The organism is Streptomyces sp. NPDC006385, assembly GCF_040612485.1.
In the GTDB taxonomy this organism is placed as follows: Bacteria; Actinomycetota; Actinomycetes; order Streptomycetales; family Streptomycetaceae; genus Streptomyces.
This window is the reverse complement of record NZ_JBEXQG010000025.1, coordinates 22,953-36,261: the sequence shown is the minus strand read 5'-3', so window position 1 is coordinate 36,261 and position 13,309 is coordinate 22,953. Positions and strand designations below refer to the sequence as shown.

Sequence of the window (13,309 nt, the reverse complement as noted above, 5' to 3'; positions counted from 1 at the left end):
AGGAGCAGTCGATTCAATGTCGCCCCACGTCAAGCAGGCGCTGACGGACATCGCGGCCCGCGTCCTCGACGTCTCCGCCGCCCAGGCGGGCCGGGCCGATCTGCGCGGCCTGGATCCCGACACGGCCGTGCGGATGACCGAGGCGGTCAACAGCCGCTTCGGCACAACGCTGCCCACCAGCGCGGTCACCGGGTCCGACGGCCTCGACGGCCTCGCGGTACGGGTAGCGGCACAGCTCGCCGCCCAGGAGCCCGCCGACGCCGTCGCCGTGATCGGGATGCACTGCCGTGCGGCCGGCGCGGACGACCCCGACGAACTGTGGGACGTCATCCGCGAGGGCCGGGACTGCACCACCGAGGTGACGGACCCGGTCGCACTGGCGCTGTTCCGTGAGCACTTCCCGGACGCCGCGGTGCCGCGCTACGGCGCCATGGCCGGCACCGAACTGTTCGACCCGGCCTTCTTCCGCGTCTCCCCGCGCGAGGCCGAGGCGATGGACGCCGCCCAGCGCGTGCTGCTCGAATCCTCCTACCACGCCCTGGAGGACGCGGCGCTCGACGCCTCCGCCCTGCGCGGCCGCGCGGTCGCCACCGTCGTCGGCAGCACGGGGCTCGCGCCGCAGGCCGAGTACTCGGCGCACGCGCTGATGGGCGCGGACACCAGCATCATGGCCGCCCGCCTCGCCTATCACCTCGACCTCGGCGGGCCCGCGATGACCGTGGACACCGCCTGCTCGTCGTCCCTCGTCGCCGTGGACATCGCCCGCCGCCTGCTGCTGGCGGGCGAGGCCGAGCTGGCGCTGGCGGCCGGCGTGTACGTGGCCAACCACCCCGGCACCTTCGTCACCATGGAGGCGCTCGGCACGGTCTCGCCGAACCGCTCGTGCCGTCCTTTCGACGCCGACGCCGACGGCATGCTGCTCGGCGAGGGCGTCGGCGTGGTCGTCCTGAAGCGGCTGTCGGACGCGGTGCGCGACCACGACCGGATTCTGGGCGTCATCCGGGGCAGCGGCACCAACCAGGACGGCCGGACCTCCGGCATCACCTCTCCCAGCTCCAGCGCCCAGCGCGACCTGCTGCGCGCGGTCTACCGCCGGGCCGGGATCGACATGGGCCGCCTCGGCTACATCGAGGCGCACGGCACGGGGACGAGCCTGGGTGACCCCATCGAAGTGCAGGGCCTGGTCGAGGCGTTCGCGGACTTCACCGACCGCCGGGAGTTCTGCGCCATCGGCTCGGTCAAGGCCAACATCGGCCACACGATGGGCGCCGCCGGCGTCCTCGGCCTGATCAAGGTGCTGATGTGCCTGCGGCACGGCAAGCTCCCGCCCGCCGCCAACTTCCGCACCGAGAACAAACACGCCGACTTCACCGACGCCCCCGTACGCGTCAACCGCGATCTCGCCGACTGGACCGCAGACGACAGCGCACCCCGGCTCGCCGGCGTCAGCTCCTTCGGATACAGCGGCACCAACGCCCACGTCGTCGTCGAGGAGTACCCGGAGCCCGTCCGCCGTACCGCTGCGCGCCGCAGGCGGCAGCTGGTACCGCTGTCGGCCAGGAGCGAGGAGCAACTGCGCGCCAAGGCACGGGCGCTGGCGGCCCGGCTCAGGAGCGGCGGCCTCGGTGACGCCGACCTGCCGGACGTCGCCTACACGCTCCAGGTGGGCCGGGAGCCGTTCGCGCAACGCCTCGCGGTGTGCGCCGACACCCTCGGTGAACTCGCCGACCGCCTGGAGGAGTTCGCCGCAGACGGCGGCACGGCCCACTCCGTGCACCGCGGCCAGGCGCCCGAGCGCCACATCCGGACCCGGGAGGACCCGCTGGCCGGCCGTGACCTGGACGCCCTCGCCGCGGCCTGGGTCACCGGCGCCGACGTGGACTGGCCCCGCCTGCACACCGGCACGGCACCACGGCGCACAGGTTTGCCGTCCCATCCGTTCGAGCGTGAGACGTTTCCGCACGTCTGGTCGCAGGGCACCGCCCCCGCCCCGGCCGCCGGCACACCCGCCCCGGAGGTTCCCGACGCGGCCGCCGTGCCGTCCGTGCTGGTGGCGCTCGATGCGGCGGCCGAGGCCCAGCTGCGGGACGATCCCAAGGCCGGCGACCTGGAGGCCGCGCACCGCTCCGAGGCGATGGTGCGCGAACTGGCCACGGTCTGCCGCACCCTGCTGTTCGCCTCCCTGCGCCGCCTGGACGCCTTCACCGCGCCCGGCGAGCGCCACCGGCCCGAGGAGCTGGCACGGCAGCTGTCCGTCGTCCCCGAGTACCGCCCGCTGTTCCGGGAGCTGCTCGCCGTCCTCACCGACGCGGGCCTGCTGCGCGCCGAGGGGGAGGAGCTGGTGACCACCGACCTGGTCACCGGGCCCGACCTCCTCGAGTGGACCCCGGAGCAGGTCACGGCCGTCACCGACGAGGTGGTCGCGCGCCACTCCGAGATGGACGGCTACGCCCGGCTGCTGACGCTGTGCCTGGAGGACCTGCCGGATGTGCTGACCGGGCGGAAGAAGGCGCACGAGGTGCTCTTCCCGGACGGCTCGTTCGACGCCGTCGAAGCCGTCTACCACAGCGACCACGACACCAACGGCCTGGTCGCCCGGCTGATCGCGGAGTACGTCCGGGCGCGCAGGGCCGTCGACCCCGGCAGCGCGGTGTCGGTCCTGGAGATCGGTGCGGGCACCGGCGGCACCACCGCGAAGGTGCTCCCCGCCCTGGACGGCCTCGACGGCGGGCTGGGCTACGTGTACACCGACATCTCCCGCGGCTTCACCCAGTACGGCCGCAGCCGGTACGGCGCGGACCACCCCTTCGTCAGCTTCCGGCCCCTCGACATCGAGCAGCCGCCCGCCGAGCAGGGCTTCGAGCCCGGTACCTACGACGTCGTCCTGGCCTGCAACGTCCTGCACGCCACCCGGCGGATCGACGACACGCTCGCCCACGCAGGGCAGCTGCTGCGCCCCGGCGGTGTGCTGATCGTGCTGGAGACCACCCGCAAGCAGGACTTCTTCACGCTGACCTTCGGCCTGATGAGCGGGTGGTGGGCCGCCGAGGACGACGGCCGGATTCCCGGTTCGCCGCTGCTCAGCGTGCCGCTGTGGCGGCAGGCCCTGGAGCGCAACGGATTCCGCGGGGTGCGCAGCCTGTCGCCCGCCCCGGTCCGGGAGGACCGGGCGTTCCAGGCCGTGGTGCTGGCGGAGAAGGAGGGCGCCGTCGCGGCGGCCACCCCGTCGGTGCGGGACGCCGCGCAGGCGGGCACGCCCGATGCCGACACGGTCACCGGGACCGCGGCGGGGCCCGCCGCCGAGGCCGCCGACCCGGTCACGCCCACCGCGGACGCGGGTGCCGGTGCCGCCGCCGAGGCGGGCGGTACGGCGGACGGTGCGGCCTTCGACAGTCCGATGCAGGAGCGGGTCGCCGCCGCCTGGCGGGAGGTGCTGGGGCTGACCTCGGTCCGGCCGGACGACGACTTCCAGGAAGTGGGCGGCGACTCGATCATGCTGACCCAGATCATCTCCCGCCTGAAGAGCGGCTTCCCGGTCGAACTCGACCTCGGCGAACTGTTCCAGGCCCGCACCCTCGCGGACATGGCCGGCCTCATGGAGGCCGAACTCATCGAAAAGATCGACCAGTTGCCGGACGACGCGGTGAACACCCTGCTGGCCTGAGCGACGCACAGTCCGCACGACCGAGAGGAGCCCTTCCCGCCATGTCCCACGACGACGCGCTCGCCCAGCAGGAATCGGTGGTCGCGCGCAAGGAACGCCTGTCCGCGCAGAAGCGGGCGCTGCTGGAGAAGCTGACCGGGTCGGCCCCGCCGACGGACGCCGCTGCCGGCACGGCCGCCTCCCCCGCGCCCCCGCCCACGCGGATTCCGCGCCGCCCCGCCCAGGAACGGCCGCCACTCTCCTTCGCCCAGCGTCGTCTGTGGTTCCTCGACCAGATGGTGCCGGGCAGCCCGGCGTACAACGTCCCGATGAGCTTCCGGCTGCGCGGGCCACTGCGCCGCGAGGTCCTGCAGCGCGCCGTCGACGAGATCGTCCACCGCCACGAGTCGCTGCGCACGGTGCTGCCCAGCGAGGACGGCGAACCGTGGCAGCGGATCCTGCCGCGAGCCGACGTGCCGGTCGAGTTCGTGGACCTCACCGCCGATCCCGGCGCCTTGGACGCGCTGGTCGCCGAGGCGGCCCGACGCCCCTTCGACCTGGCGGCCGGTCCGTTGCTGCGTGTCACCCTCTACCGGCTGGAGCCCGAGCTGCACGTGGTGCTGCTCAACGCCCATCACGTGGTCGTCGACGGCTGGTCGCTCGGCCTGTTCTGGCAGGAACTGCTGACGCTGTACCAGGCGTTCTCGGAGGGACGGCCCTCGCCGCTGCCCGAACTGCGCATCCAGTACGCGGACTTCTCCGCCTGGCAGCACGACCACCTCAGCGGCGAACGGCTGGAGCAGCAGCTGGCCTACTGGCGCCGACAGCTGGGCGACGGTACCGAACCACTGGAACTCCCTTTCGACCGGCCGAGGCCGCCGGTGCAGAACTTCGAGGGAAGCGACCTGAGGACGGTCTTCCCGGCCTCGCTGCGGTCCGCGCTGACAGCCCTGTGCAAGCGGGAGCGAGTCAATCTGTTCACCGTGCTGCTCGGTGCCCTCAACGTGCTGCTGCACCGGTACACGGGCCAGGACGACATCGCGGTCGGCTCCCCTGTCACCAACCGCACGCACCTCGACATCGAGCAACTCATCGGATTCTTCGTCAACACCCTGGTCTACAAGACGAGCCTGTCCGGGGAGCCCGACTTCCGCGAGGTGCTGCGTCGGGTCCACGAGGTCGTCAACGGGGCTCACCAGCACCAGGAGGTGCCGTTCGAGGCGGTCGTCGAGACCCTCCAGCCGGAGCGCTACCTCAGCCAGAACCCGCTCTTCCAGGTGTCCTTCAGCTATCTGCCCGCCCGCCGGCTGGTCTCGGACGGGGACCTGAGCGTCGAGGCGATCGAAGGCGTGCGCAACGGCACCTCGAAGTTCGACCTGTGGATCAGCGTGGTCGACCGCGACCGGGACTTCCTGGTCGAAGTCGAGTACAACTCCGCGGTCTTCGACGAGGAGACCGTGCAGCGACTCATGGACGCCTACCGCCTCGTCCTCGAAGCCGTGTCGGAAGACTGCGCGCTGGGCGTGGCGGACGTGCCGATCGTGCCGTCGGCCGACCTCGTCCGCTTCGAGCGAGAGGACGGTCCGCCCTCGCACCGGCCCCCCGCGGCCTTCCTGCACGAACTCTTCGAGGCCCGGGTGGCGGAGGCGCCGAACGCCGTCGCGGTCACCCATGACGGCAGCCACCTGACGTATCGCGAACTCGACGGCATGGCCAACGCGCTCGCCCACCGATTGCGCGATCTGGGAGCGGGGCCCGGCACGCTCGTCGGCCTGTGCGCCGAGCGGTCCGCGGACCTGGTCGTCGGCATTCTGGGCATCCTGAAGTCCGGTGCCGCCTACCTGCCGATCGACGCCGCCTACCCGTCCGAGCGGATCTCCTATCTGCTCTCCGACAGTGGCGCGCGGCTTGTGGTCGCCCAACCGCACGTGGCCGACGGCCTGTCCGGTCACGACACGACGCTGGTGCTGCTGGACGGGCAGACCGACGAACAAACCCCGCCGCGCGCACCGGACGCGCGTCCTGACGACCCGGCCTACGTCATCTACACGTCCGGGTCCACCGGACTGCCCAAGGGCGTCCTGGTCAGCCACGCCAACGTGGTGCGGCTCTTCTCCTCCACCGAGGAGTGGTTCGGCTTCGGGCGGGCGGACACCTGGACGCTGTTCCATGCCTTCACGTTCGACTTCTCCGTGTGGGAGCTGTGGGGCGCGCTCCTGCACGGCGGCCGGCTGGTCGTGGTCCCGCACTGGGTGAGCCGCTCTCCGGAGGCGTTCTACGAGTTGCTGCGGGACGAACGCGTCACGGTGCTCAACCAGACGCCGCTGGCCTTCCGTCATCTCTCCGACGTCGAGCGGGGTGCCCTCTGCCTGCGCCTGGTGATCTTCGGGGGAGAGGAGCTCGACGTCCGGGCTCTGCGGCCATGGTTCGAGCGGCACGGGGACGCCGTACCCCGGCTCGTCAACATGTACGGCATCACGGAGACCACCGTCCACGTCACCTACCGCCCGCTGACCCGCGCCGACCTCGATCGTGCCGCCGCGCACAGCCCCATCGGCCGGCCCTTGCCCGACCTGCGGGTGCGCGTCCTGGACCGGTACGGCCGCCCGTCTCCCGTCGGTGTCCGCGGGGAGCTGTACGTCGGCGGCGCCGGCGTGAGCCTCGGCTACCTCAACCGGCCCGAGCTGACCGAGGAACGCTTCCTGCGCGACGCTGACGGCACCCGCTGGTACCGCAGTGGCGATCTCGTCCGGTGGACCTCCGACGGGGAGCTCGAGTACCTCGGGCGCGCGGACGACCAGGTGAAGATCCGTGGCCACCGCATCGAGCTGGGCGAGGTCGAGGCCGCCCTGGCCGCGCATCCGGCCGTGGGCGAGGCCGTCGTCCTCGCCCGGGAAGAGTCCGGCAGCGGCACCAGGCAGCTGGTCGCCTACCTCGTGCCGGACGCCCGGGCGGGTGAGGAGGACTCCACCCGGGGAACGGAATGGCAGGCCGTCTTCGACCGCGTCTACGGCGAGGACGAGGCACTGGACACCGTCACCGACGACTTCCACATCGGCGGCTGGGACAGCAGCCTCGACGGCCGCAGGCTGCCCGAGGAGCACATGCGCGAGTGGGTGGACACCACCGTGGAGCGCATCCTGGCCCTGCGGCCCCGCCGGGTGCTGGAGATCGGCTGCGGCACGGGTCTGCTTCTGTCCCGTGTCGCCCCGCACTGCGAGACCTACCACGGCACCGACATCTCGGCGACCGCCCTCGACCACGTCCGCAGCCGCCTGGTGGAGCCCAGGGCCGACCTCGCCCATGTGCGGCTGCACCAGGGAGCCGCCGACGACCTTTCCGCGTTCACCGGAAATCAGTTCGATCTGATCGTCGTCAACTCCGTCGTGCAGTACTTCCCCGACGCCGCGTACCTGCGGGACGTCCTCGCCAAGGCCCTGCCGCTGGTCGCCGACGGTGGAGCCGTGTTCGTGGGTGACGTACGCCACCTCGCTCTGCTGGAGACGTTCCACACCGACGTCGAGCTGCATCAGCCCGGCGCGGACGCCCTCAGCCCCGAGCGGCTGCGTGCCCGGGTCAGGCGGCGCATCGCGCAGGACCAGGAACTGGTCCTGGACCCGGACTTCTTCCTGGCCGTCCAGCAGGAGGAGCCGCGGCTGGTGTCCGTGTCCACCCAGTTGCGGCGCGGCACGCACGACAACGAGATGACCCGTTACCGCTATGACGCGGTGCTGCGCGTCGGCGCTGCGGAGCACCCGCCGGCCGTACCGGAGAGCCGCGTCGAGTGGGCGGAGGGAACGGACGTGCTCGCGGTGGCCGAAAAGCGGCTGCGTGCGGAGCCCGACCGGACCCTGGCCGTCCTGGGTGTGCCCAACTCCCGCCTGCCCGGGAGCCGTCACGGCATCCACCCCGACGAGTGGTGGCAGCTGGCTGAACGCGTCGGGTGCACGGCGACCGTCGACTGGATGCCGCATCGCACCGACGGCAGCTATGCGGTGGTGCTCGCCCCCAACGGCGAGGAGCACCGCTGGTCCGCCGTTGCGCCGCACGCTCCGCAGCTCGGGTGGAAGGAACTCGCCAGCGACCCGGTCTTCAACAAATGGGCACGAGCCGTCGTCCCGCTGCTGCGGTCGCACCTCAAGGAGCGTCTGCCCGACTACATGCTTCCGACGGCCTACGTCCCGCTGCGCAAGTACCCGGTCAACGTCAATGGAAAGCTCGACCGGGCGGCTCTTCCCGAGCCGGTCTTCGAGGCGCCCGCAGGCGAGAGTGCCGCCACAGAGGGCCGGACGCCGACCGAACGGGCTCTCGCCGAGGTGTGGACCGAGGTCCTCGGTGTGGAACCCATCGGCGCCGGGAGCAACTTCTTCGAGCTGGGCGGCGATTCGATCCACAGCATCCGTGTGGTCGCCAAGGCCCGCGACCGTGACCTTGACCTCACCCCGCAGATGATCTTCCAGCACGGGACACTCGCGGAACTCGCCGCGGCCGTCGACGCACAGTCCGCCGAAGCGGACGCCCCTGGCGAGCAGGACACACCCGTCGAAGCCGGCGAGGTCTCACGGCTCGCCGAACTGCGCGCGGGAGCGGACATCGAGGACGTCTACCCGCTCGCGCCGTTCCAGGAGTGGGCGCTGCGCGTGCTGCGCCGCGACGCCCAGCCGGGGATGTTCCAGGTCCACCGGCTCACGGCGGTACCGCGAGGCATGGCCGACCAGGACGACTTCCGGCGCATCGTCCGGGACCAGACGCGCGCCTACCCGGCTCTGCGGACCTCGTTCCACTGGATCGGACCCGACCAGGCAGTCCAGGCCGTCCACCGCGAGCCCCGCACAGAGGTGGACTTCGTCGACTGGCGCCGGCTGTCGGCGAAGGAGCAGGATGCCGCACTGGAACGCCACCTCAAGGCGGACCGGGAACGCGGGATCGAGCCCGGCGAGCCGGGCGCCATCCGGTACCTCGTCGCCGACGTCGACGACCAGACCTGTGTCATCGTGGTCAGCCTGAGCTATCTGTGCCTCGACGGCTGGAGCTTCGACCGCATCGCCAACCAGGTCGAAGCCGGCCTGCGGGAACTCGCCGCGGGCCAGGCACCGGCATTCGAACCGGGCCTGCCGTTCAAGGAGTTCGTGACCGCGGTGCGCGGGCGCGATCAACGGGCCGCGCAACAGCACTGGCATCGCGTCCTCGACGGGCTGCCGGGACCGACACTGCTGTCCGCGCACGTCCCCGGCAACGCCGTCGGCAGCCAAAGCGGCTTCGGACGGCAGTGGATCTCGCTGCCCGACGCGCTCTGCTCCCGGCTGCGGCAGGTTGCGCGCGAGCACCGGCTCACCCTCAACACGCTGTTCCAGGCGGGCTGGGCTGCCACGGTGGCGGCATTCGCCGAAGGCGGCGAGCAAGCGGACCTCACGCATGGTGTGCTCTACACCGGCCGTACCGGTGGGCCGCAGGGCGTGGGCGAGATGGTGGCTCCCACCCTGAACATCCTGCCCCTGCGTGTTCTGGTGGACCCTGCCGAGAAGGTGCCCACCTTCCTCGCCCGGGTCGGTGCCGACCTGGTCACCACCAGCGAGTTCGAGAACACCCCGATGCACAAGGCCCTGGAATGGGGTGGGCTGCCCGGCGACATCCTCCCCACGGAGAGCTACCTCGTCTTCCAGAACGTCGGGCTTGACAACTCGGAGCGGTTCACCGCGGCGTACTACATCTCGCGCATGGGCTTCCCCCTGCGCATCGACGTGTTCCCCACCAGCACGATCAAGGTGCACATGTCGTACTACCGCGACCGGTTCACGGACGCCACCGTGGAGCGTCTGCTCGGTGCCTTCCTCGGAGTCCTGGAAGCCCTCGCGGCCGATGGCACCGCGACCGTGGGCGACCTGACGGCGGCGGCCCTGCGTGAGCGGCCCTCGCCCGAGGGACTGCGGGGCTTTCGCGAGGGCGAGTTCGTGGTCCAGGACATCCGCGTGCTGCTCGGCGAGGTCCAATGACCGCACCCATCGTCTTCCAGTTCTCCGGCCAGGGGTCCCAGTACCGCCGGATGGGCCTCGGCCTGTACCGCGGCGAGCCGGTGTTCCGCGACACGCTGGACCGGCTCGACGCCGTTGCCCGGGACGAACTAGGCGTGTCCGTGCTGGCCGAGATGTACGACGAACGGCGCAGGACGGAGGCGTTCGACGACATCCGGTTCACCCACCCGGCCATCGTCATGGTGGAACTCGGCCTCGCCGACACCCTGGTCCACCACGGCATCGAGCCCGACCTGCTGCTCGGCGCCAGCCTGGGCGAGTTCACAGCGGCCGTGGTGGCCGGCGCGCTGGACAGCGAGCAGTGCGTGCGCCTGGTGATCCGGCAGGCGCGGCGGCTGCGGTCCGCACGGCGCGGCGGGATGCTCGCCGTCCTCGCCGACGCGGAGCTGCACCGGCGTGTCCCGGTGCTGCGCGACCGCACCGAGATCGCCGCCCGAAACTATCCCGGCCACTTCGTGGTCGCCGGGACCGACGACGCCCTCGACGCGGCGGAGGACGAACTGCGGCTGCGCGACGTGGTCTGCCACCGGGTGCCCGTCGCCTACCCGTTCCACTCGGCCCTGATGGACGAGGGAGAAGCGGCGTTCCGGGATCTCATGGCCGAGGCCGACTTCCGGCCGCTGCGCCTGCCCGTGGTGTCCTGCGTCACCGGCGCCGAGGTCGACCGGATGACGGTCGACCACCTGTGGAACGCGGCCCGTCGGCCCATCGAGTACGCCGCCACTCTCACCGAGCTGGAGCGCCGCGGCCCGCACCACTACCTCGACCTCGGCCCCTCCGGAACCCTCCACAACTTCGTCCGCGGCGGCCTGCCCGACGGCTCCCGCTCCCGGTCGTACGCCCTGCTCGGGCCGCTGGCCGACGACGCCCGGCAACTGGCCGCCGTACGGGCCGCGTTCCCCGCACCGCGCCGCACCCACCCCGCATCCAAGGACGGAACCATGAAGGTCTACGGATTCCCCGGCCAGGGCAGCCAGGCCAAGGGCATGGGCAGGGACCTCTTCGACGAGTTTCCCGACGAGACGGCGACCGCCGACCGGGTGCTCGGCTACTCGATCCGGGAACTGTGCCTGGAGGACCCGCGCCGGGAACTGAAGCTCACCCAGTTCACCCAGCCGGCGCTGTACGTGGTGTCCGCGCTGACGTGGCTGCGCCGGCTGCGGGAGGACCCGCGGCCGCCGGACTACCTGATCGGGCACAGCCTCGGCGAGTACGGCGCGCTGTTCGCCGCCGGCGCCTTCGACTTCGAGACCGGCCTGAGGCTGGTGCGGCGGCGCGGCGAGCTGATGAGCCGGGCCGACGGCGGGCGGATGGCGGCCGTCCTCGGGTGCGGGCTGGACCAGGTGGAGCAGGCGCTCGCCGAGCACGGGCTGACCAGCCTGGACATCGCCAACCACAACGCCCCCACCCAGTTCGTCCTCGCCGGGCCCGCGGACCGGATCGAGGAGGCCAAGGGCGTCTTCGAGGCCCTGGGCGCGCACTTCCTGACGCTCAACGTCAGCGCCCCCTTCCACTCCCGTGCGATGCGCCCGGCCGCCGAGGAGTTCGGCCGTCACCTGGACGGCTTCACCCTGCGCGACCCCCGTATACCGGTCATCGCCAACGTGGACGCCCGTCCCTACCGGCCCGGCGAGGTACGGAGCATGCTGGTCCGCCAGATCCACTCGCCGGTGCTGTGGACCGACTCCGTGCGCTATCTGATGGGCCGGGGCGACTTCGAGTTCGAGGAACTCGGCCCCGGCGCGGTCCTGCGCAAGCTGGTCACCCGGATCAGGTCGGAAGCGTCGCCGCTGCCTGCCGGGGAAGCCACGGGCCACCGTCCCGCGGAGGAGCCGCTTGCGGGCCGGCCCGTGGTGGAACCCGTACGGCCCCGACCTGTGGCGGAACCGGAGCCGGAACCGCACCGCTCCGCGCGGGGGTCCCTGCCGGGCCGGCCCGCGGTGGAGGTGGTCCGTGCCCACCGTGCCGCACCGGCGGCTCCGGCCGCCTCCCCGGCCGGCACCGAGTCGCCGCGCCACCCCGTGGCAGCACCGGGCCCGTCCTCGGTCGCTCCGGCCGCGCAGCGGACACCGGACGGGTTCCCCGAACCGGCCGTGGTGCCGACCGCCCCCGCCCCCGTCCGCGCCGTCCCGTCCGGCCGGCCCGCGCCCGATCGCCCTGCCGCCCCGGACCGGCTCGTGCCCTTCGACCGCCTCGCCGTCGGCGGCTCCGATGGCTCCCCTCTCGCTTCCGACCGCGTCACCGGCCCCGACCGGCCAGGCCGAAAGGGCGCCGGTGGGGCGGCGGAGGCGGTGGGCTCCCGGCCCAGGGCGGGCGGTGGGGCCAGGGCCGAGACGCTGGGGGCCGCCTCCTTCCGGGAGCGGTACGGCCTGCGGTACGCCTATCTCGCCGGCTCCATGTACGGCGGTGTGTCCGGGCCGGAGCTGCTGACCCGGCTGGCCAAGGCCGGTGCCATGGGCTTCTACGGCACCGGGGGTGTGGCCCTGCCCGAGGTCGAGGATCAACTGACCGTATTGGGCGGACGGTTGGGGGCCGATGGCGCGTTCGGGGCGAACCTGCTGCACAGGCCGGCCGACTCCGAGCGGGAGTCCGCGCTCGTGGACTTGTTCCTGCGCACGGGCGTCGGCACCGTCGAGGCATCCGGCTTCCTGCGGATCACGCCGGCACTGGTGCGCTACCGGCTCGCCGGGGGCCGGGTGCTGGCCAAGGTGTCCAGCACCGACATGGCGGCGGCCTTCCTCGCCCCGCCGCCCCGGCCGCTGGTCGAGCGCCTGGTGGCCGAGGGGCTGGCGGACGCCCGGGACGCCGAGCGCCGCGGCGGCCTGCCCATGGCGGACGACCTGTGCGTCGAGGTCGGCTCGGCCTGGTTCGACGACGCGGGCGGCAGTCTCACCGCCCTGCTGCCCGCGGTGCTCCGCCTGCGCGACGAGCGCAGCGGTCCCGGGCCGCGGGTGCATGTCGGCGCGGCCGGCGGGATCGGCACGCCGGAGGCCGCGGCCGCCGCGTTCATGATGGGCGCAGACTTCCTGCTGACCGGGTCCGTCAACCAGTGCACACCGCAGGCCGCCACCAGCGCCGAGGTGAAGGACCTGCTCCAGCGGCTCGACGTGCACGACGTGGCCCTCACCCCGGCCCCGGAGATGTTCGAACTCGGCATGCGGGTGCGGGCGGTCCGGCGCGGGGTGTTCCTCCCGGCCCGCGCCGCGAAGCTGCACGACCTGTGGGCCCGGCACGACTCCTTCGAGGACATCGAGGGGCCGACCCGCCGCCGGATCGAGGAGACCTTCCTGCGCGGCACGTTCGAGGAGGCCGCAGCGGGCGCTACCGGTGACGCCAAGGCCCGGATGGCCGCGGCCTTCCGGGCGTACCTGGGCCGCGGGTTCGACCTGGCACGGCGCGGCGAGCCGGACCGGCGGGTCGACTACCTCGTCTACTGCGGCCCCGCGATGGGCGCGTTCAACGCCTGGGTGGCCGGGACGGAACTCGCCTCCTGGCAGGCGCGGGACGTCGACACGGTCGCCGAACGCCTGATGACCGAGACCGCCGACCTGCTGCGCAGCCGGTCCGCCGCCTTCACGGGCGACGTGTAGGCCCGTGGCGGCCCCGGCACCGCACCCGCCGGACGACTCCGGCA

Annotated in this window: 3 protein-coding genes; all 3 read left to right on the top strand. The window is 72.5% G+C overall.

What is annotated here, in order from left to right; all coding sequences use genetic code 11:
• Nucleotides 1-16 precede the first annotated feature (16 nt).
• Genes ABZ078_RS20630 through fabD form a run of 3 tightly spaced genes read left to right on the top strand, consistent with a single transcriptional unit; the run spans nucleotide 17 to nucleotide 13,265 of the window.
• Complete coding sequence (locus ABZ078_RS20630) at nucleotides 17-3,664, top strand: beta-ketoacyl synthase N-terminal-like domain-containing protein (RefSeq protein ID WP_356577236.1); 3,648 nt, start codon at nucleotides 17-19, stop codon at nucleotides 3,662-3,664.
• 41 nt (nucleotides 3,665-3,705) lie between these two features.
• On the top strand, nucleotides 3,706-9,636 hold the full coding sequence (locus tag ABZ078_RS20625) for an amino acid adenylation domain-containing protein (protein WP_356577234.1): 5,931 nt from the start codon (nucleotides 3,706-3,708) through the stop codon (nucleotides 9,634-9,636).
• Nucleotides 9,633-13,265 (top strand): ACP S-malonyltransferase, encoded by a 3,633-nt coding sequence (gene fabD, locus ABZ078_RS20620; RefSeq protein ID WP_356577232.1) that lies wholly within the window; start codon nucleotides 9,633-9,635, stop codon nucleotides 13,263-13,265. The genes ABZ078_RS20625 and fabD overlap by 4 nt, the downstream gene beginning before the upstream one ends.
• The last annotated feature ends 44 nt before the right edge of the window (nucleotides 13,266-13,309 follow it).

Excerpts from the sequence above, each read along its gene's own strand:
- fabD (WP_356577232.1), top strand. The coding sequence starts at position 9,633 with ATGACCGCACCCATCGTCTTCCAGTTCTCCGGCCAGGGGTCCCAGTAC.
- ABZ078_RS20630 (WP_356577236.1), top strand. The coding sequence starts at position 17 with ATGTCGCCCCACGTCAAGCAGGCGCTGACGGACATCGCGGCCCGCGTC.
- ABZ078_RS20625 (WP_356577234.1), top strand. The coding sequence starts at position 3,706 with ATGTCCCACGACGACGCGCTCGCCCAGCAGGAATCGGTGGTCGCGCGC.